22 protein-coding genes and 10 tRNA genes are annotated in these 23,106 nt (G+C 33.3%); 3 read left to right on the plus strand and 29 right to left on the minus strand.

Going from position 1 to position 23,106, the window contains the following annotated elements; translation table 11 throughout:
* Positions 1 to 82: 82 nt before the first annotated feature.
* Together AB671_RS08900 and AB671_RS08905 are read right to left on the minus strand one after the other, a co-directional pair.
* Complete coding sequence (locus AB671_RS08900; RefSeq protein ID WP_066680340.1) at positions 83 to 2,092, minus strand: flotillin family protein; 2,010 nt, start codon at positions 2,090 to 2,092, stop codon at positions 83 to 85.
* Positions 2,093 to 2,315: 223 nt separating this feature from the next.
* Complete coding sequence (locus AB671_RS08905) at positions 2,316 to 2,963, minus strand: hypothetical protein (protein WP_066680342.1); 648 nt, start codon at positions 2,961 to 2,963, stop codon at positions 2,316 to 2,318.
* Between the two features lie 137 nt (positions 2,964 to 3,100).
* On the opposite strand from AB671_RS08905, the gene AB671_RS08910 reads away from it, so the two are divergent.
* Positions 3,101 to 3,775, plus strand: a complete 675-nt coding sequence (locus AB671_RS08910) for a helix-turn-helix domain-containing protein (protein WP_228390980.1) — start codon at positions 3,101 to 3,103, stop codon at positions 3,773 to 3,775.
* 19 nt (positions 3,776 to 3,794) lie between these two features.
* On the opposite strand, the gene AB671_RS08915 is transcribed toward AB671_RS08910, so the two are convergent.
* The 6 genes from AB671_RS08915 to AB671_RS08940 all read right to left on the minus strand — a co-directional run bounded on the left by AB671_RS08915 (position 3,795) and on the right by AB671_RS08940 (position 10,077).
* The gene (locus tag AB671_RS08915) at positions 3,795 to 3,986 is read right to left on the minus strand and encodes a hypothetical protein (RefSeq protein WP_066680366.1); all 192 of its coding nucleotides are present in this window, start codon (positions 3,984 to 3,986) and stop codon (positions 3,795 to 3,797) included.
* A 47-nt stretch (positions 3,987 to 4,033) separates the two neighbouring features.
* The gene (locus AB671_RS08920) at positions 4,034 to 5,326 is read right to left on the minus strand and encodes an alpha/beta fold hydrolase (RefSeq protein ID WP_066680346.1); all 1,293 of its coding nucleotides are present in this window, start codon (positions 5,324 to 5,326) and stop codon (positions 4,034 to 4,036) included.
* A 529-nt stretch (positions 5,327 to 5,855) separates the two neighbouring features.
* Entirely contained in the window at positions 5,856 to 6,698 is an 843-nt protein-coding gene (locus AB671_RS08925; RefSeq protein ID WP_066680348.1) for a hypothetical protein, read from the minus strand.
* 611 nt (positions 6,699 to 7,309) lie between these two features.
* Entirely contained in the window at positions 7,310 to 7,540 is a 231-nt protein-coding gene (locus tag AB671_RS08930) for a phosphate ABC transporter substrate-binding protein (protein ID WP_066680353.1), read from the minus strand.
* 123 nt (positions 7,541 to 7,663) lie between these two features.
* Positions 7,664 to 8,191 (minus strand): DUF6584 family protein, encoded by a 528-nt coding sequence (locus AB671_RS08935; RefSeq protein ID WP_066680355.1) that lies wholly within the window; start codon positions 8,189 to 8,191, stop codon positions 7,664 to 7,666.
* Between the two features lie 368 nt (positions 8,192 to 8,559).
* Complete coding sequence (locus AB671_RS08940) at positions 8,560 to 10,077, minus strand: TROVE domain-containing protein (protein WP_066680357.1); 1,518 nt, start codon at positions 10,075 to 10,077, stop codon at positions 8,560 to 8,562.
* A gap of 529 nt (positions 10,078 to 10,606) precedes the next feature.
* Here AB671_RS08940 and AB671_RS08945 point away from each other — a divergent pair.
* Positions 10,607 to 11,053 carry a VOC family protein gene (locus AB671_RS08945; protein ID WP_066679998.1) on the plus strand — a complete coding sequence of 149 codons (447 nt, stop codon included), beginning with the start codon at positions 10,607 to 10,609 and terminating at the stop codon, positions 11,051 to 11,053.
* A gap of 34 nt (positions 11,054 to 11,087) precedes the next feature.
* Here AB671_RS08945 and AB671_RS08950 read toward each other — a convergent pair whose 3' ends face one another.
* The 21 genes from AB671_RS08950 to AB671_RS09040 form a co-directional block, all read right to left on the minus strand.
* Positions 11,088 to 11,633: a 3'-5' exonuclease gene (locus tag AB671_RS08950; protein ID WP_066679997.1), complete on the minus strand. Its 546-nt coding sequence runs from the start codon at positions 11,631 to 11,633 to the stop codon at positions 11,088 to 11,090.
* A gap of 111 nt (positions 11,634 to 11,744) precedes the next feature.
* Positions 11,745 to 12,290, minus strand: a complete 546-nt coding sequence (locus tag AB671_RS08955) for a 3'-5' exonuclease (protein WP_066679996.1) — start codon at positions 12,288 to 12,290, stop codon at positions 11,745 to 11,747.
* A 189-nt stretch (positions 12,291 to 12,479) separates the two neighbouring features.
* Entirely contained in the window at positions 12,480 to 13,043 is a 564-nt protein-coding gene (locus tag AB671_RS08965) for a metallophosphoesterase family protein (RefSeq protein ID WP_066679995.1), read from the minus strand.
* Positions 13,044 to 13,069: 26 nt separating this feature from the next.
* A complete protein-coding gene (locus AB671_RS08970; RefSeq protein ID WP_066679994.1) occupies positions 13,070 to 13,660 on the minus strand; it encodes a DUF5565 family protein in 591 nt (196 codons plus the stop codon).
* A 51-nt stretch (positions 13,661 to 13,711) separates the two neighbouring features.
* Complete coding sequence (locus AB671_RS08975; protein WP_066679993.1) at positions 13,712 to 14,728, minus strand: RNA ligase, Rnl2 family; 1,017 nt, start codon at positions 14,726 to 14,728, stop codon at positions 13,712 to 13,714.
* A gap of 197 nt (positions 14,729 to 14,925) precedes the next feature.
* Positions 14,926 to 15,483, minus strand: a complete 558-nt coding sequence (locus tag AB671_RS08980) for a DinB family protein (protein WP_066764767.1) — start codon at positions 15,481 to 15,483, stop codon at positions 14,926 to 14,928.
* Positions 15,483 to 15,854, minus strand: a complete 372-nt coding sequence (locus AB671_RS08985) for a cyclic-phosphate processing receiver domain-containing protein (RefSeq protein WP_066675735.1) — start codon at positions 15,852 to 15,854, stop codon at positions 15,483 to 15,485. Before AB671_RS08985 ends, AB671_RS08980 begins: the two co-directional genes overlap by 1 nt.
* 4 nt (positions 15,855 to 15,858) lie before the next feature.
* Positions 15,859 to 16,404: a 3'-5' exonuclease gene (locus AB671_RS08990; RefSeq protein ID WP_066675737.1), complete on the minus strand. Its 546-nt coding sequence runs from the start codon at positions 16,402 to 16,404 to the stop codon at positions 15,859 to 15,861.
* A 13-nt stretch (positions 16,405 to 16,417) separates the two neighbouring features.
* The gene (locus AB671_RS08995; protein WP_066675739.1) at positions 16,418 to 17,194 is read right to left on the minus strand and encodes an ATP-grasp domain-containing protein; all 777 of its coding nucleotides are present in this window, start codon (positions 17,192 to 17,194) and stop codon (positions 16,418 to 16,420) included.
* A 24-nt stretch (positions 17,195 to 17,218) separates the two neighbouring features.
* The gene (locus AB671_RS09000; RefSeq protein ID WP_066675741.1) at positions 17,219 to 18,031 is read right to left on the minus strand and encodes a RimK family alpha-L-glutamate ligase; all 813 of its coding nucleotides are present in this window, start codon (positions 18,029 to 18,031) and stop codon (positions 17,219 to 17,221) included.
* Positions 18,032 to 18,132: 101 nt separating this feature from the next.
* Positions 18,133 to 18,618, minus strand: coding sequence for a ribonuclease H-like YkuK family protein (locus tag AB671_RS09005; protein WP_066675742.1), 486 nt, complete (start codon positions 18,616 to 18,618; stop codon positions 18,133 to 18,135).
* Positions 18,619 to 18,773: 155 nt separating this feature from the next.
* Positions 18,774 to 18,847 (minus strand) — tRNA-Leu (locus AB671_RS22240).
* A 7-nt stretch (positions 18,848 to 18,854) separates the two neighbouring features.
* Positions 18,855 to 18,932, minus strand: a tRNA-Leu gene (locus tag AB671_RS09010).
* 115 nt (positions 18,933 to 19,047) lie between these two features.
* Positions 19,048 to 19,120: transfer RNA gene (locus AB671_RS09015), tRNA-Glu, on the minus strand.
* 473 nt (positions 19,121 to 19,593) lie between these two features.
* Positions 19,594 to 19,675: transfer RNA gene (locus tag AB671_RS22245), tRNA-Cys, on the minus strand.
* A gap of 328 nt (positions 19,676 to 20,003) precedes the next feature.
* A tRNA-Met gene (locus tag AB671_RS09020) sits at positions 20,004 to 20,077 on the minus strand.
* Between the two features lie 93 nt (positions 20,078 to 20,170).
* Positions 20,171 to 20,243, minus strand: a tRNA-Glu gene (locus AB671_RS09025).
* Between the two features lie 6 nt (positions 20,244 to 20,249).
* A tRNA-Pro gene (locus AB671_RS22250) sits at positions 20,250 to 20,321 on the minus strand.
* Positions 20,322 to 20,608: 287 nt separating this feature from the next.
* Positions 20,609 to 20,682 (minus strand) — tRNA-Arg (locus tag AB671_RS09030).
* Between the two features lie 8 nt (positions 20,683 to 20,690).
* Positions 20,691 to 20,764: transfer RNA gene (locus tag AB671_RS09035), tRNA-Ile, on the minus strand.
* Positions 20,765 to 20,863: 99 nt separating this feature from the next.
* Positions 20,864 to 20,936 (minus strand) — tRNA-His (locus tag AB671_RS09040).
* A gap of 756 nt (positions 20,937 to 21,692) precedes the next feature.
* Here AB671_RS09040 and AB671_RS09045 point away from each other — a divergent pair.
* Complete coding sequence (locus tag AB671_RS09045) at positions 21,693 to 23,051, plus strand: T9SS type A sorting domain-containing protein (protein ID WP_066675743.1); 1,359 nt, start codon at positions 21,693 to 21,695, stop codon at positions 23,049 to 23,051.
* The last annotated feature ends 55 nt before the right edge of the window (positions 23,052 to 23,106 follow it).

Genomic DNA, 23,106 nt, shown 5'->3' on the forward strand with positions numbered 1-23,106 from the left:
TTTTAATTAATTTTATAGATAGGATTTTATCCTATCCTTTGTTAAATCGTCCCTTTGGGACTCTATCAGAAAATTCATTTAGTTATCTGATTGGTTTTTGGTCGATGCCAAGATTTTTAGCCATATCCATTGCTCTTTCTAGGAGACCTCTTTCCTGCTGATTGGCAACACCGTTCAGTTTGAAGATAAGGCTTGCAATACTCATATTTTTGATATCTTCTGAGGATACATTGTATTTTTCAACCATTCCCACTACTTTGCCGATGATGTTTTCACCATCACCCAGTAAGTTTTCTTTTACCAAAGTTGCATTTTCACTGTGACCGATGAATTTATCTAAACCTTTTCCTGCAGAAACCTGACGAATCACATTATCAAAGAACGTATTATCACCACCAACGATGTCAATTTTTGCAGATTTGAATGCTTCCGCAAGAACGCCAGCCTGAGCTTGAGCAATATCTTTCTGAATTGAGATTTGCGCCAATTCCACTTCTTTTTCTTTCGCCAAAGTCAATCGGAATTCTTCGTGCTCTTTTCCTGCATCGTTTAGTTTTTTCATTGCTTCGGCTTTTTCGGTAATTCCGGCTGCTTCTGCAAATGCTTTTTCTTTAATAACTTCAGCCTGTGCAATACCTTCTTTTCTCTCTGCTTCCGCTTTTTTCTCGATAACAATCGATTCTACGATTCCCTGTCTTTCGGCTGCATCAGCTTTTGCATGAAGAACCTGAGCTTCAGATAAACCAACGGTTGCTTCTTCCTTCGCTTTTGCATCAGCAATAATTTTACGAGCTTCAGCTTCTTTTTCTGCTCCGTCACGTTTTGCCTGAGCTTCGATGACGTATTTTTGAGCATCTTTTTCTGCAGATAATCTTCTCGATTCTGCTGCTCTGGTTTCCTGGATTAATTTCTTTTCAGCTTCCTGAGTTGCCAAAGTAATTTCCACCTGTTTCATTCTGTCTGCTGTTTTGAAAGCTTCCAGATCTTTAATTCCCTGCTGCTCTTCAACTACAGTTTTCTCCATCGTCAAACGCTCGCGGATCGCATCCTGAATATTTTTCTTCTCCAATTCGATTGCTTTCTCCTTTTCAATCTGAGCCAAAGAAACAATTCTTTCTCTTTCCGTTGCTTCCAACATTTGGTCTTTCTGCACTCTTTCGGTTTCTACCAAATCGGCACGTTCTTTATTTTTCGCAGCTATAACAACTTGTCTTTGTTTATTTTCCTCGGCGATTTGAAGTTTTTCTTCGGTTGCAATTCGAACAGTTTCATATTTTAAACGTTCTTCTTCAGTTACTTTTAAAATCTCAGCATTTTCTCGGGATTTAATATTAGCAACTTCTCTTTTTTGAGATTCTTCTTTTTCAGCCAATTGTTTTTCCAGTTCTAAAATAGCTTCACGAGCCTCAACATTTTGTTTCGTAATAATTTTTTCTTCATCTCTACGAACCTGATTGGCTTTAATATTTTGATTAGCCGTTAATTCAGTAATTTTTTTAATCCCTTCTGAATCTAAAATATTATCTTTATCTAAATTCTCGATTTTTGTCTGTTCTAAATAATCAATCGCACAGTCATCTAAAACATAACCATTCAAATCTGTTCCGATAATATCTAAAATTTCCTGACGGAATTCACTTCTTGCTTCATACAATTCAATGAATTCAAACTTTTTACCTACGGTTTTCAAGGCTTCAGAAAATTTAGCTTCAAATAATTCCCTCAACGTATTGATATCAGAAGCTCTCTGACAACCAATCGTCTGACCCACATTCACAATATCATCCGCCGATTTATTAACTCTGATAAAGAAAGCCACCTGAATATCGGCTCTCATATTATCTTTACAAATTAATCCTGCTCTTCCTTCTCGGGCAATTTCCAGTTTTTTCACGGAAATATCCATCGATTCCATGCGGTGAATAACTGGAATTACAATCCCTGCATTGAAGAAAACTTTCGTTCCTCCATAACCGGTTCTTAAAATAACGATTCCCTGAACGGTTTTTTTATACATTGATAAAATCCAGAAAATCAATCCGAGCGATGCTACCACAACGACAACAATCCCAACAATCAAAGGTGTATTCATATTTTTATAGTTTATTTATTTTAATGTGTTTTTAATTTATTTAAATCATCAAAATCATTTCCCCAACCCTAAAGGGAGTAATTTCAGATTCTTAAGAAACTTCGCATCCTTTAGGGACGGATAAACAAAATTTCATCATGAGTTAATACTTTTAATTTTTAAAGAAAACAGTCTAAAATTTTAATAAAAAGTATCATAAAAAAAGCAATCATTATTTCATAGTTTAAAATTTTATTTCTTCTGCCACATAATAAATTCTTTTCTCCCGATCTTCATCTACAATATACACAACCGTTCCATGATTAATCACCTCTCCATCTTTACTTCTCACCATCAAAATCATGGGGTCATTTCCTATAAAAACTTCAAGCATTCCGGTTTTAGCTCCGTGAATTGTTGATTTCATTCTTCCTTGTCTGCCAAGAAAATCGTGAGAAACTTCACCTTTATGATTAATTTCTCTGAAGAAAGGATTCAAAGGTTTTAAAATTAATTTAGTCAACAACATGCTTACTAAAAATATAGGAATCACAAGCAAAGCAGAAACCCACAATCCTAAAGATAAAAATGCTTCGATATAAAATGAACCCAACCATGTTAACAAAAGCGACAATGTGAGAAAATAGGTAATCGGCACAATATCGAGATTCAGAAACTTCAAAAACTGAAGCCAGCCAGAAGCATCATCCGGAACATGAATATGCCCATCCGGACTGTCTATATCTGCATCAAGATCGGCATCAATCCCAACATCAATATCCAAACCTGTGATGATCGTAAAAAGCCAATAAATCACAGACAAAATCAGCAGCACGCTCAAAACTGTATTGACCGGCGAAAAAGCTGTAGTTAAAAATTCATGATAGGTCATATGCGTTTTTTTTAAAATTAATCAATTCACAACAAATACCAATTTAAATAAAACATTTAAAGCATTACAATCTAAAAACTTAACTTATTTACTTAATTTTGACTGATTGTACACAAATATAATAAAATTTAATCAAATTGCAAATATTATTAGCAAAATACTTAAAATTAATATTACATTTGCAAAAAAGATTAGAACATATGAGTTTTTTCGGAGCTAATATTAAAACAATAAGACAGGCAAAAGGTTTAAGTCAACAAGCATTCGCAGATTTATTTGATTTAACCAGAGGTGTTATAGGCGCTTATGAAGAAGGAAGATCCGAACCTAAAATATCCACCCTACTCACTGTTGTACATTACTTTAATTTGGATTTAGATAAATTCTTAACGGTTCCTTTAACTATTGATGATTTAAATAAACCGGAAAATTTAGAAAAATTCCAATTATCTTTCAATTCTGATTTACCTTATCAAGAAAATAACATTGATAATAATATTAAATATAACTCACTGCAAAAAGCGTTAGCAAATATTGATTTAATCTATGAATTTACAGAAAGTACATTGCTTTTATCAAATTACAACCTAGGAGACTTCTTGTTTTTAATAAAATCTAATATCTTAAAGCAAAACCCTGAAACGCTATTATTTTTGGAAAAAGGAAATTTGAAATACCTTTCTTCGATTGCAAAAGAAGATTATCATAAAAAAGAAGTGTATAAAATTTCCGGCTATCTTTCTTTTGAGCAAAAAAATATCCTCTCCAGTATTTTGGAAAGGATTGAGATTTTGGAAAAAAGAGGGAAATAAAATCTAATATTCTTTTCTTTTATTTCTGACCTCGATGCCTGAGACTTCTGATTAAAAAGAAAACAGAAAATAGAAAAGTGCAAAGATAGACAATACTCAATGCCGTCTTGTCGACTGTCATGGTTCTAAAATCAATTTGTTTCCATAATGCACCTCCTACAATAATGGCGATGATAGCGAAGAAAAATGTTCCTCCTTTTTTATTTTCCATAGTTATTATTTTTTTAGTTTTAATTAGCAATCTTGCGAGAACAACTTTTATATTTTTTCAAAAAAATCTAAAACAGCTTTATTAAATTTCTCAGGCATATTCTGGGGAGCTTCATGATCTCCGCCTTTAAAAATAAGCATTTTACCGTTCGGAATTTTATCTGCAATAAGTTTGGTGTGTTTTTCAGGCATCACATCATGTTCTCCCGCCATCACCAAAGTCGGCGCCTGTATTTTTTTCAATTCGGCTGGATCGATGTTCGGCTCTGTAAGAAGGAGCATCTTAAGGCGATAGTTCATATCATTTTCTAAAATGCCATTTGCTTTCATTTCTTTCACCTGTTGATTGAGAATTTTATTGATTTTAGGATCTACAGAAGTTTTGTTATTGTACAAAACCGTTCCCATAATTGCCATTTTCTTGACTTTATCAGGATGTTCCATCCCTAAAATGACCGCAATGTTTCCACCGTCGCTCCAGCCTAAGACGTTTACATTTTTAAGATTCATTTGATCTAAAAAAACATTCACATCATCCGCCATTAATTCATAAGTTAGCTTTGTATCGTTTGAAGTTGAATTTCCCTGACCGCGACTGTCTAAACCAATTACCTGATATTTTTTGCTTAAAACTTCGAGCTGATTATTAAAACTTGCCATCGAACTGTTATTTCCGTGGATCAACAAAAGCGGTTCGCCTTGTCCATACACTTCATAGTATAATTTCACACCATTTACATCCATCAACTTTCCGATTTCTTTATTATTACCGAAACCAGGTGTAACGACAGCAGATGAATTATCAATAAGCAAAGACTGTTTCCCTGATAAAGATTTAGCAGTTGAAATTGACATTTTAGAACCTTCATCTTTAGAGTAAGATTGCCAAGGCATCAAAGATGCATCTTCAAAACCACCGTTTTTTAAAGGAACTTCTATCTTATTTTTGCCTTCCAAAATGAACAATTTAAAATCATCAAGGTAATAACTTCCTTTACCCGCAACAGAAATTCCTACAGCGATTCCTTTTGCGTTTTTAATAATTTTTCCCTTAAGTTCATATGGACTCCATTCTCCTTTTTTATAATAAATCTGTGCATCATCGCTATGAATCATGCCTTTCATTCCTGTTCCTTTTCCGTCCAGAAACAAAGCACTTAATACCATCCATGAATTATTACTTATATCACTGTTGTAAAATATTTTTCCTTCAAGAATAAAATTCTTACCCTGATATTTTTCAACATTGACCACCTGAAAAACCTGATAAAGCTGACCTGATATTTTAGAAAAAATAATAAAAAAGAGAAATAGAAAAAGTTTTAAAGTTAATCTTATCATGGTGATGTAATTTTAGTTATTAAATGATATACAGAAGACAATAAATGTTTCAATTTGGTTACAGCCTTTTTATAAAAAACTTATATTACATTTCTTTAAACTGCTTATAGCAAAGATATAAACCTTCTAATTTTATTTCACAAAATAAAGATAAAAATACAAAATATTATTTTCCAAATAAAAAAATCCTTCCCGAATTTGGAAAGGATTTGAATAATTAATAAAAATAATAAAAGGTAAAAATCAAGAAAAGAATGCGGGGCATGTCAAGCCGGAGTCGAACCGGATAGCCTTGCCGGAGTTACCGACTTCGCTATTCCTCCCCATGAGTGAGACGAAGTATCTTTTCTCTACGACACTTTTATTTTTTTTAAACAAGGCGACAGTCAAAAAGTGTGTCGTGCTCTAACCAACTGAGCTACTCTCCCAATAGAAATTGTGTTTTATTGGTGGAAGAGACGGGACTCGAACCCGCGTCCCCGTCGTGATAATCGAAGTAACACTATTCTACGGCACTTGTTTTTTATTTTTAAATTTCTTCTTCAGCAATAAACGTTTTTGTGATAGGATGCCCTCTTGTTCCTTCTGGAAAATAATTTAGTCCAAAACCACTCCATCCGGAAGACCAATAAAGCATCATTTCTTTGAGGTAAGGAACGTCTTTTGTTTTATTATACATTATATTTTCATCAAAAATCTCTTGCACTTCTGGCAATAATTCAGGATAAAACATTTGGTCTTCTTCATCAAAAATATCAATATAAATATCAAGATGATTTCTAATTTCATTTAATAAACCCGTTCTAAAATCCCATCCCATTATCAAAATATCAGAACCTCTAACAGAAAGAATTGGTTGCCACTCAAGATTTTCATCACTTACAACAAATACACTACCCGTCAACGGTAATAAACTTGGTACATTAGAAAACCATTTATCAAAAATTTCTTTTCTTTTTTCAGCAGATTTTGGTTTTATCCCCCATGATTTTAGCCAAACTTTATTCACAGAATCAATATCATCAAACATCCATTGATAAGGTTCTTTCATTGTTTTTAAAATTTCTTCTTCATCTTCCAACCAATTGTAAAAGAAAGTACTTTCCTCAGAAATTATTTTGCCATCTTCTTCGTATTCGACAATTTCTTTTTTATCAATTGCATGTAGAATTTTCAGGAATTCACGATGTGCTGATGTAAATTTGATGGCATATTCTAATTCAATAGAATCAATCTGTTCCTCACTTAGCGGTTGCCATTTCGCACCGTAAAATCCTTTGGGGTAAAAACTCTCGTCATCAACTGACCATACATTTTCTGTTCGTTCCCTTATCCAATATAAAAAATCTATAAAATTTACTGGTATTTCCACGTAATTTATTTTTAATTAAAAAGAGGCAAATGGCAAGAAAACCACGAATAAGTTTTAACACTTATTTTCTGGATTTGAACCAATATCATAAGATTTACCGAAGTAAGTTTTCTTTACGGCACTCTTTATTTAAACTGAATTTAAAAGAGGTAACTCATTGAAAGACTTCCCAATCTTTTTCAAGATCGTTTGGACTCGAACCAAAATTATACCAAGAAGTAAGTCTTTTCTACGACACTCTTTATTTTTAAATCAAGGTAAAAATTAAGAATCTTTCAGTGCTTTTGCTCTACCTACTGAGCTACTCTTCCGTTTTTAAGAAAAAGGCAGGATTCGAACCCGCGACCCAAAGATTAAATATCGAAGTATGATTCTAAAACGACTTGATTTTTTTATATTTTTTAAAACCGAGCAATTTTGAAAAAGAGTTTTGAGTTCAATGTAAAGTAGAAGGAACTCTTTTTTACGGCATCGGTTGTTTTAAAGTAAGGTAAAAAATCAAACAGAGACTTACTAACAGAGCGATACCAATTACGCCATTCCGAATTTCGGAAACAGGATTCGAACCTGTATTGCTGTCCCTTAAACGAAGAAATTCTGTTTTACGACACTTACTTTTTTAAAGTTTTATATTGAGTTTTTCGATATTTTTTCCAATTTCTTTGAAACTTACTCCATTTTGAATTTACTGTTTCAAAGCCATGCGGAAAACATCTAGAACATCCCCTTTCGTCTCCATGTAAAATTCTAGAGACTTGTACATTTGAAATTTTCTTCGGGAAATCAATCAATTCATATTCATTGATTCCGAAAGCTTGCTTTAATGACTTATTTTTTTTCATTAGTATTGAGTATTAACCTCAATACAATGCACCTTTAAGAAATTGTTTATAGTTATTCATAGTTGTTGTTTTGTTATAGCAAAATTATTGCGTTAATGCGCATTCTTTTTACGCAGTTGAGATTTATTTTTGAAATAATAAAATTATTAATTCAAAAAGTTTAAAAATTCCTAAAATTGGAAGTAAAATAAGTCCGCCAATAAAAAGGTAAAACCCAACTGTACTTAAAAAACTACTTTTAGATTCTGTATAATTTCCTTTTTCTCTATTCTTTGGTTTAAAATCCGGAATCCGTTTTATTTTCTTTAAACTATCCGATTCCAAATCTTTTAAAATTGTCTTTGAATAATCTGAAAGTTGATTTTTATCCCCACGAAAAACTATATCCTTTAAAATAGCATTTCCGGAATTACTGAATGTATTTCTGTATATTTCAACAGCTTCTCTCATTTCAAAGTTCTGAGTTTCGGACAAAATCCAAAACTTTCCGGCTTCATCTTTAAATCCTGAATCATAATAAATCTGTCCCAATTTTTCCCTCAGCGAAATATCATCAGGAAATTCATTGATCAGATTTCTTAATCTGTCACAGGCTTTTTTCTTCCTTCCTTCTTTTAAATCTTTTTCAATTTTACAGAAAATATTTTCCATGATTGATATTTTAAATTAAAACCGAATAACAATTTATACTTCCTTGGTTGGTTTTACACTATTCTTTTTTTTGTCATTGCGAGGAGCGAAGCGACGAAGCAATCACTAAAAATATTAATTGAGATTCTTCACTTCACTGCGTTTCGCTCTGAATGACAAACTTTACTATTATTTCAGAATGTGTCAATAAATGACTAAATCCTAGCCCCGATTACAACGGCATCCTTTTTCTGAAATGGCTTGAAAAAAGCGCTGGCGAAAAAGATATAGTGGAAAGCGGGATCAAGCTCCTAAATTACAGTAATATTCAGTATAAAAATCACTCATCATTTATCACTTATAATTTACCCTAATTAAAGCAGTGCCTTTTACAGCACTACTTTTTTAATCATTTCTACCGCAGATCTTCGGTCTTCCAAAGCATTCAATACATCGAAAATTTTGTCGGACCAACCTGCGATAAGATAGACATCATTTTTTCTGACATCCAACGGTGGTTTTCCGTAACCTGCCAAATCAAACAGATACAATTTTGCATTCGGATTGATCTTTTTGTATCGGTTCCACGAGTTTTCGAAAGCGTTTGTAAATCCACCGGTATCCCACATTTGAGTATCGGTAAACAACATAATTTTGTCAACAATTTCTCGCTTGTTGATTAAATCCTCAAGCACAAGGTGACCGTTTGTGGAATAACCCACTTCACCTTCTCTTTTATAGAATGCATCTACGTTTCTCAAGATACCGTTTTTCGGCATCGGAACTCTTTTCCAACGGTCACCAAACATACCTGTAATCACGTTTTTGCACTGCGACTGCAACATCATCGACATTAACAGACCAATATCGTACAACAAAATTTTAGATTTCGGAGAAATTGGCTGTTGCATTGAACCCGAAACGTCTGCTGCGATCACTACCGAAGTTTCGAAGCCAAAACCTTTGATGTTTTTTGCACTTACCATCACCGCATCTTCCAATGCTTCCAAGATTGATGACAAATATGGTGAATCGATTGTTTTCAATTCTCTATACGCCGCCAAAAATCTGAATGGCAATTGTTTTGAGTTTCTTACCGCTTTTTCATCTGACAAATAGTTGCACACTTTGTACATTGCATCAGAAGAAACTTTGGCTTCCAAAATATTTCTAAGGTTTCGTAATGTTGCCATATAACCTAATTTGTTGCTGAAGATCAATTCTTCCCATTTATTTTTGAAGGCTAATGTTCTTTCAGCGTCATCGGCAAATTTTGTCTGACCCAACATTGAAAGTTCAACTTCCCAAGTATAGGGAGTTTCCAACGAGTCGTTGACGATCTTGTTGAAAATTGTCTGTTGGTTTTCATCTTTTGCTTTTGGGTGAACCAAGAACAAAGCATCCTTCAAAGTCACTTCTGCTTTTCTGTTGTATTTTGCAAATTGATATTCATCAAATTTGTTGAAAGATTTCACCAAACCTTTTTGAATTTGCTTTGAAAGTTTATTCAACTTTTTAGTTTCTGTTCTTTCATTTGCCAATTGGTAATACGCCAGTAATTCTGTGATTTCATCAGCTCTTTGGATAACTCCGTCAACGGTTTTACTTATCAAGTCAGTACCCGAAGTTTGTTTTGCTAATTCAGTCGTCAAAACCAATGGAATTGAACGCAAATACATCTCTTTTCTCGCATAAACCGCCAGTTTTGCAACGAATTCAGGGTCATTTTTCTGAATCAGAGACTGGATTCTCGCCAATCTTTCATTTCCTTTTTCATAAGTTGCGTTTGATAATCCTGTTGTAACAACAGCACTGTATAGTTCTTCTGCAGGTGTCATTTTGTAAGCTTTTGCACCTTCGTAATTCATTACTACGTTATTTGATTTTCTTAAAAAATTAAATTTCATGGTTACTGTTTTTATTGTTAAACATTTTTGGAGGATTATCACTTCCTCTCTGATTTCTTATGCAAAGTAAGAGTGGTGTTGCGCAGTGTTTTTGCGTAGTGAAAAGATTTCTGAAAAAGTTTTCATTTTTTGTTGGAAAATCGCGAAGACGCAAAGCTTTATTTTGTTACAAACTGTTTTTAAGGCGCAAGGATTTTATCTGCGATAAAATTGATTGATTGTGTTGTTGTTGTTGTTGTTGTTGTTGTTGTTGTTGTGAGGAATAATACAATGATTTTAAAAATAAATATTCACAAAGTTTGTCATTCCGGAGGAATCTAAGTGTGATAGGGATAAATTAGATTCCACGCTACACTGCGTTTCGCTCTGAATGACAAACATACCGTTGAATTAAAAAAAACTAACAACAAGCAACTATTAACAGGCAACCAAATACAATTTGTCTATTATTCATTTCAAATAAAGGAATCAACAATTTTAAATTTTTGAAAATCTCTTTTTTAGCTTTGTGTACATTAAAATTAAAACCATGATTATAGGATTATATGAAACTCACGTTCAGGTAAGGAATTTGGAAAATGCTATTCAATTTTACACTGAAGTTTTAGGATTGGAATTCGCTCATAAAGATGAAAACCGTCCCATTGCTTTTTTATGGATTGGAAAAAATAAAGAATCTATGCTTGGATTGTGGGAGCAGAAAGAAAATTTGCAGACCAGACATTTTGCTTTTTCAGCTGATAAAGAAGACATTCTGAATTATTCAGTTGAGTTTTTGAAAAATAAAAATTTAAAACCTTACAACTTTTTAAAAGACGGAATTGATAAGCCGATGGTTTTTGCTTGGATGCCCGCTTTAGCGATTTATTTTAATGATCCTGATGGAAATCAACTGGAATTTATTTCGATCTTGGAAGGTGATGCAAAGCCAGAATTGGGTGTGCTTTCTTATGAGGAATGGTTGGAGAGAAAATAAAAAACTCCCTTTTTGAAAGAGAGCTATTATTACATTATCGTTGCAAACACCAATGCAAAATTTTCGCAATGTTCTTCACATCGTCAACTCCTCTGTGGAGCGTACCTTCCAAAGGAAATTTCAATTCTTTCAAAGCCCTATCCATTCCTACGCTTTTTCGAATCGGATGCAATTGAGCGAATAACGTTTTAACATTAATGTGGTCATCACTCAAAGGATAATCGACCCTGAATTTTCTTGCCTGATTTTGAAGCATATTCAAATCGTAGTTTCCATAGCTTGCCCAAGTCAGGTCTTCAGGATCATATTCTTCTCTAAGAATATCTAATGCATCTTCCAGCAAAATCCCTTCATCATCAAGCATTTGTTGAGTAATAGAAGTCAGTTCCGTACAAAACGGACTCACTTTTGAGTATTGAGGTTTTACTAAAATTCCCTCATTTTGCGAGATCTTACCAGTTTTTGCATCCATGATACAAACTCCTATTTCTATGATCTCGCTTTCCTGTCCTCTCGGCGGGCGGTCATTCCAACACGTGGCTTCGAGGTCTATAATTAATATGTTATCTGTTGTTTTCATTTGTTTAAAAAAATTAATATTTGTGGCTGGAAGTCTGAAGCTGGAGGCTGGAAGCCAATTTCGCACCGCAAAAACTTCCCGCTTCCATTATCCATCTTCCTGACCAAATTATTACTGCAAAATTTCTCTTAAAATTTTGGCAGCGTTGTAAGCATCGTCTGCTCCGTTGTGATGATTTCCTTCAAAATCCATATTCATATATTTCAGAGCTCTTTTTAGGCCCATCATTTTATGAAGTCCGATATGATTTTTAAATTGATACATTACATTAATATAATTTTCTGAGAAAGGATTTTCGATTCCGAGATAATCACACTGTTCCATCATTTGCTCTTTATCAAAATTTCCAAAACCTGCCCAAGTAAGCGGAGTTGACTGATATTCTCTTTTGATTTTTTCACAGGCTTCTTCGAAATAAATTCCTTTTTCTTCGATCAATTGCGGAGTTATTCCGGTGAGTTCTGTACAAAATTTATTGATCTTAGACCTTTCAGGAATTACATAGATGCTTTGTTTCTTGGAAATTGCTCTTGTTGTTCTGTTTAATTCGCAAATTCCGATTTCTATAATATCAACTTTTTGTCCGGCGGGAATTCTGTCGTTTTCCCAACATGTGGCTTCCAAATCGATGATTAATATTTCATTGGTTGTTTTCATTTTACTATTTTATTACATATTTTTTCATTCATCTGCATTTGGTTTTCATTGGAGGAGAAGCGGGAAGAAATACCCTAAAGAAGAATTGGTGTTGCTGCTAAAGCTCTGCAAAGATAAAACCATCAGTACGCATTCTATTTACGCAGTAAAAAATAATTTACAAAAAAAAACTCCCCGAAGGGAGCAATTCTAATTTCGTGGAGCAAAAGGGGGTGTCCATTTCTTTTTCTTCATCAATTCTTTGATTTCTTCGTAAGAAACAGGATAAAAATTATGACAATCAACTCCTACATCAATGCTCAAACTCATTTCGTCATCGGATAAAGTTCCGTGTGAATGACCGTATAATTGCCATGTTCCGTGATGAGAACCGTTCCAGGTGCGCATTGCGTAATGAAAAAGCATGATTTTCTGTTTGCCCATTTTATGACTTTCGTCTTCCACATAAAGCTCGTGGTAATCTTTGATCCATTCGAACCTTTCCGGAACCCGAAGCGAAGAATATTCATGATTGCCTTTTATCAGATGTATTTTTCCATTTAATCTATCTAAAATTTCTTTGGTAAAATCTGGTTTTCCTAAACTTACATCGCCCAAGTGATAGACAGTATCATCTTTTCCTATTTTTTCGTTCCAGCGTTTGATGAGTTCTTCGTGCATTTCCTCCATCGACTCAAAAGGCCGCTCGGAGAATTTTATAATATTGGCATGATCGAAATGATGATCTGCCGTAAAAAATATATTTGTTTGCATTTGTTTTGATTTTTAATTGTTTGTTTTTAAAATATAAGTTCTTTTACTAATTTTCTACGTACACCAAAATCAGATTTTCTGATCTTGCACATACGATTATCAGCTGTGTGATGGAAAACAATACCTTCCATATTATTCTCAGGATTGCTCAAGAAGTTTTTGATAAATTCAAAATCTAAACTTTCTAAACTAAGAATATGAGTTCCGTGCTTAACCAATAAATGACCGTTAATATTTTCAGGATTTCCTTGTATTTTTTCCCCAACAAGTTCGTAAGTTCCATCTTCTACTTTGCCCAATTCAGCCAAAGCATAGAAACCTTCCCAAAAGTATTTATCTTCTTTCTTGGTAATTTCACACGCAACCCAATGCGGATGATGACCGGTAACAAAATCTGCATCCTGACAAGGAATTGCATCTTCCGGAGCTATTTTTCCTCTTTTCGCATCGTATCTTTTGTATAATTTACCGTTGATCACTGCGCATGCAGAACCATCAAACTTTCGTGTAGCAATAGCTTTTCCATCAAAAACCCATTTGTTTTCAGCATCAATTTCGTTAATAACTCTTGCTAAATTATTTATATCTTTTTTGAATAATGTACTTATCTTTTTCATTTTTTAATCAGTTTTAACGCAAAAGTTTTTATTCATCGGTAACTATCAAAACTACACTTTTGCTGAAATTAATTCTTCTTTTACAATATCAATCACTAAAGAATTCAACTTTTTGTCAATCCTTTTTTGTTCTTCTTTTTCTATAGTTTTAGAGACATCTGGAAAATCTTTTTCAAAATCTTCTAAAATATCCTGCGCAAAAAGACCGATTACTTTTCCAACCATTTTGGGCTCGAATTCGCCAATTTTACTGACAACATTATTCAATCTGTTTATAGTTGCATATTTTTGAATTTCGTCCCAAATATTTTGAGCTTTTTCGCTAAAGTTGATTTGTTTTTGAACCGATTTATTCTGTTTTCTCACCACTTTAGATTTCTCAGTCCATTTTTCATTTTTATTTTTCAAAATGACTCTTGAACCGTTTCCAAAATATTTAGTTTTCAATGTTTTGATAATCGTTCCCTCACAAATATTGTTCTCAATTTCAGGTAATCCCAACCAAGTCGGAATTTTAGAATCGAAATCATTCGGGAATTTCAAAGCTTCTTCCAAAGTACCTTGAAACAAAATTTTCGCATAGAAAAATCCGGTTTCATCGAAAATTTGATTGACCAAATCTGTATCCAAATAAGTAGTTCCATTTAATTTAATATCGAATGCATAAAATTCGTTGTAAGGTGCATATTCAACGCCTTTTTGAACTTTTATTGCATCTTTTACAGAATCAACTTCTTTGTGTTTGTAACCGCCTCCGAACAATTCACCGTAGATAACCATAGTTTCAATATCCGGATAACTGGTTTTTACTTTTTCGAATACTTCAATTACATTATTTCTGTAACGTTCTAATATTTGATGTGCATTGTAAAATTTTTCGTCCTTTTCGATGAAAGCAGTTCTTTTTGCTATTTTAATTTCCTTTCCATCGGTGAAGAAAGAGAAATTAGCACCGTGAACTTTTTCTTGCACGATGAAAATCTCCTTTCCAAAACCCTGCAATTTGATTTGGTCAATCACACGAGCTTGGTAAGCATTTTCTATAGAGTTATATGTTTTGAAAATCATTTTTTTAATTTTTTATTTTTAACCACAAAAGGGACAAAAGTTTTTTAACACTTAAGAACACTTTAGTTTTTTTAGTTTACAACTTTGAAAATATTTAGTTCACATAAGAGAAAATCAAAGATTTTCAAAAACTTAAGTGGTCTTTTCCAAAATCAATTATGAACTACAAAAGAACTTAAATGTTGAAAATTTGCAGCTTAAAATAGTTCTAATTCATTATTTTTCATCTGAGTAATATGTCGTTGAGCGTGAAGTGAAAGAAAATAAATGTATTCATACACATTGATTTTTCCCAATCCATTTACGGTCATTGTCATTTTGCAAAGAAGACCTTCGCCGTTTTTCATCAAGTCTAAATAATTTAAACATTGATGATATTGCTGAAAAATTAAACTTCTGATTTCATTTAAATTTAATTCTCCTTTAGGTTCCATGTGTTCCGGTCTTATCCATTCAAACGCACCATACTCACCTACTTTTTCAAATTTTTCTGCATTGAAACTGTAGTTTTTTATTTCCAGATTTAAATCAAGACTTTGATAATTTCGCATTGCTTTTTTTGAACCTTTTTCAATAAGAATCAACAAATAAAAGTTTGTGAGATAAATATGTTCTAAAATATGTTCAATCGTCCAACCTCCATTTGAAGGTTGATAATTCAATGTTGCTTTATCTTTTTCAAACCATTTATCAACCTCATCAAAGCTAAATTTCAAATGCGCTTTTATATCCTGAATTAATCTAAAAATATCCATTATAAATTTTTAAAGTTTTTTAAAAGGTTCTTAATATTTTCCTTTCCAACAGGATTCATTGAGTGGCAATAGAATTTCGGTAAGTCTAAATAATTATCCATACAATATTCCACCAGCCATTTTGCACAATCGTAGCCAGTCTTTTCAACAAATTCCTGAGAATCTGGTTTCAAATAATGTTCATCAGCAAGATCATGGTCAAAAGAAATCATTTCCGGAAGTCCTTTTTCCAAAATTCTGTTGACAAACTGCTCATAATTTCGAACGATATGCCAGTCTTTTCTGAGAAAAACATCCTGTTTGGTATAATGATATGCCTCAATCGGGTATCTTATATCATCCAGAAACAATAATCTTTTTGTGAGTTCCATTGCTTTAATTTTTTAAAACTTGATGCAATAATTTTGCTGTGTTAAAAGCTTCATCTGCACCATTATGATTACTCCCTTCAAATTCTATATTTCTTGTCTGAAGTTCTTTCAATAGTCCAATTGGCTTTTCACCAGTCATTAAACTTATCAACACTTTCAAATCAAGATACGTTTCACTAAAGGGAAATTTAACATCAAATTCTTGGCATTGACTTTCCATAATTGATTTGTCAAATCCACCATAACCGGCGTATGTTCTTCGTAATGAATTATATCTGTTTTTGATATTTGAACAGGCTTCTTTAAAAGAAACCCCTTCTTTTTCTAGTTTTCCAGAAGTAATTCCTGTCAATTTTGTACAATATTCGCTTACTTCCGATTGTGTCGGTTTTATCAAATAGCTTCTTTTATCTTCGATATTTCCGTCTGATATATTGAGTTTGCAAATTCCGATTTCAATAATTTCTCTTTTTTGATTTTCAGGAGTTTGCCCTTTTTCCCAACATGTGGCTTCGATATCTATGACAATTACTTTGTCGTATAAAAACATTTTAATTTATTTTTTAATTGGAAAAGTAAATATTCAATGCTTTGATAATACTTTTCACATTGGTGTTTGGATAAAATCCGGAACTGTTGATACAATTTATTTCTACGATTTTCCAGCCTTCATCTGTTAAACAAATATCCATTACAAAAGCTTCTTCAAGATTAAAAATTTGAATCATTTCATTGGCGAAACTCAATCCTTCTCCTGAAACATTTTCTTCGAAAGGCGCATTATCATTAAATTTATAATATCCTGCATCGATAATCTGTCCGCCCACGATCCAAAGTCTAACTTCTTTTATTGTTAGTTTTGCTTCAGAAATCTGAACCAAAGAATCTTCTGTAATTCTGTTGGATCTATTTTTCAATCCTTCAAAAACAAAATCTTTCCATTCTGTTTCACTGAAAACTTTTCCTGTGAAAATTTTAGCTTCATTGTAAGGTTTGATGAATTTAATTTCACCTTTTTTCCAAATCAATTCTTCTGAAATTTTATGAACGGAAACTTTATGATTCAAAAGGTTTTCACCATAATATTTGGAATACACTTCATACAGGTGATTGCCTCCGTAAAAAGACCCAGGAAGCCAATCGGTATTTTGTTTTGCCAATCTTGCAATTGTTACCGACCCATACACAAAAACATCTTTTCTGTCTGTTTCGAAGTCTATTTTTTCTGAGTTTGGAGGAATATTAATTACGCTGTAATCAATATTCAATTCTTCCAAAGCATCAAAAATTTTATAATGATCGGGATCTAAATATACATTAGCCTGAACTAAAAAATACATGGTTATTAGTTTTTAAAGGTTCTTTTATTTGCTTTTTACAATATTTGATAATTCCAATTTTGCATCTTCAGGAAATCCTGAAAGACCCGGAATATCATTGTATTCTAAAATCACTTTTTCTCCGTTTTCTATTTCCAGAACATCAATGGCAACGATATTTGCTTTGATGTTATCCCGTAACAGCTTTACTTTTTCTATCCATTCTTTTTCTGGCTCGATGATTTGATATTCCTGAGTTAATGAATTAGCTTTCCAATATTTGCCTTTTCTTTTCATTGCCCAAACTTTATCATTTATAGCCAGATAACGAATGTCATATTTATAGTTGATAAATTTCTCTGTCGTCACATAATCCTGATGAATAAACAGCAAATCTTTCAGTTCTTCCCATTGTTCTTCGGTTGAAACCAAACTTTTCCCGTATCCACCGTGATGATTTCCAACTTTAACCACAAAAGGAAATTGCATTTCGAGATTTTTCAGTTGAGTTGTATTGGTTGCTACATTGAAATCAATAACAGGTAACCCAAGATTTCTCAATCTATTTAACATTGATAATCTATCGTAACCCATTAATAATGTTGAAGCTGAATTCACACAAGGAACTCCTGAATATTCAATTAATTCCAAAATATTTCTGTGTTTTGCTTCTGGATTTATAGCTCCCAATCTCCAAAAAATCACGTCAGGTTTACAAACTCCATCTGCATCGATTACATACAATTCAGCATCTTTTACAATAAATTCTGAGGTCTGAACTTTTTTCTGAACCACATTAAATCCTGCAAAATAATCTTTCCAGTATTTTTCTCCGTTAATGATTAAAATTGTTTTCATTGTTTTATTTTTTTTGATGGAAGTTAGAAGCGGGATGTGGGAAGTTAATATTCATACAGTTAAAAAACTTCCAGCTTATTACATCTCGCTTACCGCTTTTATTATACCATCATATCAGCACAATTTGAACTTGCGAAAGCGTAAGGTTTTGCTTTAAAAATATAACCCATTCCCAGAATATATCCCATCGCGTCTTTCAAAGCGACGTTGGATTTAAAATCAGGGTCGGTGTTAATGTCTGCGTGTACCTCCATTTCCACATCATAAGTTTCCAGAATTGAGCAAATGGCATAGGCGATTTCTACAGATTTGTTGACTTCGTTCAACATTCGCTCTTTAATACTGATATTCTGTATTTCTCTTTCTTTTCTGATAAAGGTAAACGCTCCTTTTCCCTCACGAATAAAGACAACTGCCGTAGCATAATTAATGGCATCACCGTAAACGTGGGAGTCTGAACCTACACACACTTTCAGTCGATATCCATTTGCCTGTTCGCGAATGATGGCTTCTTCTACCAATTGTGTGATAGAATGTTGGAAAATTTTTCCTGTCATATTTTGCCATATTTGTTGTTGCGTTTCCATTTTTTCTACATGTTTAAGTTTTATATTTTTTATAATTCATAAATGATTATTGATATTAGTAATGAGTAATAGGTAATTAGTAATATTAAAATCATATTTCAATTAGTGTTTGCAATAATTACTCATCGCTCATTACCCATGACTTATATTTTTTGTACCTCTCCCCAGATTCGAACTGGGACTTTACGGAGTTTAAGACCGTTTTCTCTGCCAATTGGAATAGAGAGGCAATTTTGTACGGGAAAAGGGAGTCGAACCCTCAATATCTTGAGCCTAAATCAAGTGCGTCTGCCAGTTCGTTCCGCCATTCCCGCAAGTTTCTATGAGGAATAAGTAATGTGTAATTAATTATATAAATTCTTCCTTAATAATTTATGCTGATAATAATTACTCATTGCACATTACCCATTACCCATTACTCATATTTTGCACTCTATAAGGGAATCGAACCCTTATTTTCTGCTCGAAAGGCAGGCGTCCTGAACCGTTAGACGAATAGAGCATTTCTCTTGTGAATGTTGAATCTTCAATTTGCTTTGCAGTCAAGTTTTAAATTAACTTGCGTAGCAAAATTCACTATTCATTATTCACTTTTTTTGACCACTAACCAGGAGTCGAACCTGAACAACAAGAGTATATTTCCTGCATGCTTCCTTTACATTATAAGCGGTTGGTGGAAGTAGTAGGATTCGAACCTACTCAGCAATCAAGCAACAGATTTTAACTCTGTTACTTTTTCTTTTTTAAGGAATCGTTCAATTCGTTCCTCATGTCAGTCTGCCCCGACTCTCCAACTTCGGCGTACTTCCTTTTTTATAGATGATAATTGATAGAAGATGAATGATTTTCATTCTAACATCTAATTTCTCATTTGAAGAAAAACAAAGCCTGTCTTTTATTTTTAGTTTGATGTAAGAACTTCTTCGCTCGACAAACTTTTATTTTCTTCGGAACTAATCTCATTTTAGTTATTTGAGATGGTTATGGGATTCAAACCCACTCAGTTTTCACAACGGTTTTGCAGACCGCCCCGACTCTTCCACTTCGGCGAACCATCATTTTTAATTAGTTGTTGGTTTCTAGTTGATCGTTTTTAGAAATATCACGTTTCTAATTTCTAATTGAAAAAAATAAAGCCTGTCTTAATTTTTTGTTTGATATAAGAACTTCTGCGCTTTGACAAACTTTATTTTATCTAAAAATTTATATTATGTTTAAAACTTCCAACTTTCTTCATCCATCTTTCAACTTTTACTTATTAATTTTCATTTTTTGAGTTAAGAAAAAGCCTGTCTATATTTTTGTGTTTTTTTGGCGTAAAGATCTTCTGCTCTCGACAAACTTTTTCTTTTCTCTTTTTGAAACAATTAACATTTAGTTATTTGTAATTTCGGAAGGACTCGAACCTTCAACCTTCGGCTTATGAAACCGATACTCTAACCTATTGAGCTACGAAATCTTTTATGTGAACTGCCAATTATCAATTCCCTTTGCTATCAATTTTCAAATTCACTTACGAAGTGAAATTCACTATTGACCATTCACATTATTGTACTCCATAAGAGAATCGAACTCTTATCTACTGCTCGAAAGGCAGCCGTCCTAAACCATTAGACGAATGGAGCAAATTGTCTGGAAAGCAAGATTCGAACTTGCGACCTCCCGCATCCAAGACGGGTAAACAACCACCGTTATCTTTCCAGTTTTGCAGATTCACTTCAAAAATCTTTTCCGAGAGACAGTCGGATCGGAAATTTTCCGTGAATCTTTGCGGTCTATGCGAGATTGTTCATCATCACATATATATATTTTCTTTTGAATTCACGAATGCTTTGCATTTCGAACTCGCAGTACCTGAGCGACAGTCAGGCAGGTTAGCCATTACCTCAATAGACCTTTTTTATGTGAATCGTGAATTGTCAATCCGCTTTGCTCATCAATTTTAGATTCACTTGTGAAACAAAATTCACGATTCGCAATTCACATTTTGTAATCTCAGAAGGATTCGAACCCTCAACCTTCGGTGTCGTAAACCGACGCTCTATCCAATTGAGCTATAAGATTATATTTTGTAATCCCAGAAGGGCTCGAACCTTCAACCTTCGGCGTATCAGACCGATGCTCCAACCCATTGAGCTATGAGATTATTTTAATTTAGTGAATGGTCAATTATTAATTCACTTAGCTTGTCAATTTTTAAAATCCTTTTGCGAAAAAAGATTCACTGTTGACCATTCACATTTTTGGGTATCTTCGGGGATCGAACCCTGTTCTCCGGTGCCACAAACCGGCGCTTTACCAAATAAGCTAAAGAAACCATAAAAAAAGCGCCTCTTTTCGGGAGGCGCTTTATATATTTTGACGTGTCGCTACATTAGCTGACCCATTTATATAAGCACCTTTTATCCACAAATTCACTATCAAGAATACACGCAAATCCCATCGGCTCTTGTCTGTCTCGTCCTGAATACTGATTAGATATGTTATGTAATTGTTTCATTATATTCTTGTTGTATAAAATTGTTTTTTTGAAAAGATTAAAAACGTGTTGCTTTTAATTTTCGGTTGCAAAGTAAGTACGAAAATATTTAATTCACAAATTTATTTTTCAACCAACATGCTGCAAATCAATTAATTACAACTTTCTTTTAGAGTAGAGGATTTCTGTCCGTAATATTTTACAGATACCTTAATTACCTAAATGACTGTCTCTCATTGGTTTTCCTATCACGTTTTATTTTCTTATTAGTTGTTCATTGTTGATTAAATAATTTTTACTTTTATGGTTATTTTTTTTCATTCTAAATAATTTCTGCCCTAAAAACACAAAAAACGCCTCGATGACCGAGGCGTTTTCACTATATTTTGATTAAATCTTTACGGGTTTACGGTAAATAATTTTCAAAGCAAGCACATTTCGCCTCATCCGATATCATCCATTCATATCCAAACGATCCCTTTACTACAGGGCGATCGCATAGATTTAAACTGATATGTGCTCTTTGTATTGTCATAATTTTATTGATGCAAAGATAAATGTTTTTTGTATTTTTAAGAAAAATTCTAATAACCTAATGAGAAAATTTTATCTTTTATTTATTATTTTGATTAATTCTTTAGTCTACTCACAATGCTGGAAAACTGTTACAAGCGGATATAAAACTTCTTATGGAGTCAAAAATGATGGAACGTTATGGGGATGGGGTGTAAATGAATTTGGACAACTCGGAAATGGAACTACTGTTGATTCAACTATTCCAATTCAAATTGGAAATGAAAACAACTGGACAGAAGTATTTGCAATGGATGGTTCAAGCCACGTATTAGCGATAAAAAAAAATGGAACGCTTTGGGCTTGGGGATGGAATGCTTGGGGACAAGTCGGAAATGGAAATACTACAAATGTTTACACACCCGTACAAATTGGCACTGATCAAAACTGGAAAAGTATTGCATGCTATGACACTCATAATCTCGCATTAAAAACAGACGGTACACTTTGGTCATGGGGAAATAACTACAACGGTCAACTTGGAATGACAGGAGGACACAGATATTATCCTACACAAGTTGGTAACGATAATGACTGGGCGGTCATTGCTACAGGACTTGAAAGCTCTTATGCTATAAAAACCAATGGTACTTTATGGTCTTGGGGAGATAATAATCGAGCTCAACTGGGTAACGGAACATTCGGAATATCAAATAATCCCATCCCTACACAAATAGGAATAGATACTAACTGGAAAACTGTAAGTGCAGGACATGTACGTGCTGCAGCTATTAAAACTGATGGTACACTTTGGCAATGGGGTGAAAAATTCGATTTCCCTATTGCAGCACCGTATCAAACAACTCCGATACAAGTCGGCAATCAAAACAATTGGAAAGATCTAGAATTAGGATACCTATATGCAACTGCAATAAAAACAGATGGAACATTATGGTCTTGGGGATATGGAGAATTAGGTGATAGTGTTTTTCATAATTTTACAGCTAATCCCATCCCAGTAAACTCGCAAAATAACTGGAAATCAATATCATCAGGCATGTATTATTCTATGGGATTAAAATATGACGGGTCACTTTGGGTTTGGGGAAGTAATTCCAATGGCGTTTTAGGTGACGGAACTACGATCACAAAACTATATCCTATTCCTATTGGTTGCCCTTTATCTCTTTTATCAACTAATGAAACTACTATTGATTATAGTTTTGATATATATCCTAACCCTGCAAAAAGCACTGTTTTCGTAAAAGGAAATATTGATATTGTAAACATTTCCATTTATAGTATTGATGGTAGATTAATTAAGGATTTATCTACAAACAATAAAAAAATAAATATCAGTTTTTTGGAAAAGGGAATTTATATTCTTAAAGTTCAAGATAAAGATCATAATTTTTACACAAAGAAACTTATCAAAGAATAAATCAAGAAGAAGGTGGCCTTATAAATTTGGCCACCTTTTTTGTATCATTGAAAGC

Source organism: Chryseobacterium sp. BGARF1 (genome assembly GCF_001677955.1).
Lineage (GTDB): Bacteria > Bacteroidota > Bacteroidia > Flavobacteriales > Weeksellaceae > Chryseobacterium.

Coding starts and splice junctions, on each gene's coding strand:
- AB671_RS08920 (WP_066680346.1), bottom strand. CDS start 5,326: ATGATAAGATTAACTTTAAAACTTTTTCTATTTCTCTTTTTTATTATT.
- AB671_RS08935 (WP_066680355.1), bottom strand. CDS start 8,191: ATGGAAAATATTTTCTGTAAAATTGAAAAAGATTTAAAAGAAGGAAGG.
- AB671_RS08995 (WP_066675739.1), bottom strand. CDS start 17,194: ATGTATTTTTTAGTTCAGGCTAATGTATATTTAGATCCCGATCATTAT.
- AB671_RS09045 (WP_066675743.1), top strand. CDS start 21,693: ATGAGAAAATTTTATCTTTTATTTATTATTTTGATTAATTCTTTAGTC.
- AB671_RS08970 (WP_066679994.1), bottom strand. CDS start 13,660: ATGAAAAAGATAAGTACATTATTCAAAAAAGATATAAATAATTTAGCA.
- AB671_RS08955 (WP_066679996.1), bottom strand. CDS start 12,290: ATGAAAACAACCAATGAAATATTAATCATCGATTTGGAAGCCACATGT.
- AB671_RS08950 (WP_066679997.1), bottom strand. CDS start 11,633: ATGAAAACAACAGATAACATATTAATTATAGACCTCGAAGCCACGTGT.
- AB671_RS08905 (WP_066680342.1), bottom strand. CDS start 2,963: ATGACCTATCATGAATTTTTAACTACAGCTTTTTCGCCGGTCAATACA.
- AB671_RS08940 (WP_066680357.1), bottom strand. CDS start 10,077: ATGAAATTTAATTTTTTAAGAAAATCAAATAACGTAGTAATGAATTAC.
- AB671_RS08915 (WP_066680366.1), bottom strand. CDS start 3,986: ATGGAAAATAAAAAAGGAGGAACATTTTTCTTCGCTATCATCGCCATT.
- AB671_RS08980 (WP_066764767.1), bottom strand. CDS start 15,483: ATGGATATTTTTAGATTAATTCAGGATATAAAAGCGCATTTGAAATTT.
- AB671_RS08945 (WP_066679998.1), top strand. CDS start 10,607: ATGATTATAGGATTATATGAAACTCACGTTCAGGTAAGGAATTTGGAA.
- AB671_RS08975 (WP_066679993.1), bottom strand. CDS start 14,728: ATGATTTTCAAAACATATAACTCTATAGAAAATGCTTACCAAGCTCGT.
- AB671_RS08985 (WP_066675735.1), bottom strand. CDS start 15,854: ATGGAACTCACAAAAAGATTATTGTTTCTGGATGATATAAGATACCCG.
- AB671_RS08900 (WP_066680340.1), bottom strand. CDS start 2,092: ATGAATACACCTTTGATTGTTGGGATTGTTGTCGTTGTGGTAGCATCG.
- AB671_RS09000 (WP_066675741.1), bottom strand. CDS start 18,031: ATGAAAACAATTTTAATCATTAACGGAGAAAAATACTGGAAAGATTAT.
- AB671_RS08990 (WP_066675737.1), bottom strand. CDS start 16,404: ATGTTTTTATACGACAAAGTAATTGTCATAGATATCGAAGCCACATGT.
- AB671_RS08965 (WP_066679995.1), bottom strand. CDS start 13,043: ATGCAAACAAATATATTTTTTACGGCAGATCATCATTTCGATCATGCC.
- AB671_RS08930 (WP_066680353.1), bottom strand. CDS start 7,540: ATGAAAAAAAATAAGTCATTAAAGCAAGCTTTCGGAATCAATGAATAT.
- AB671_RS09005 (WP_066675742.1), bottom strand. CDS start 18,618: ATGGAAACGCAACAACAAATATGGCAAAATATGACAGGAAAAATTTTC.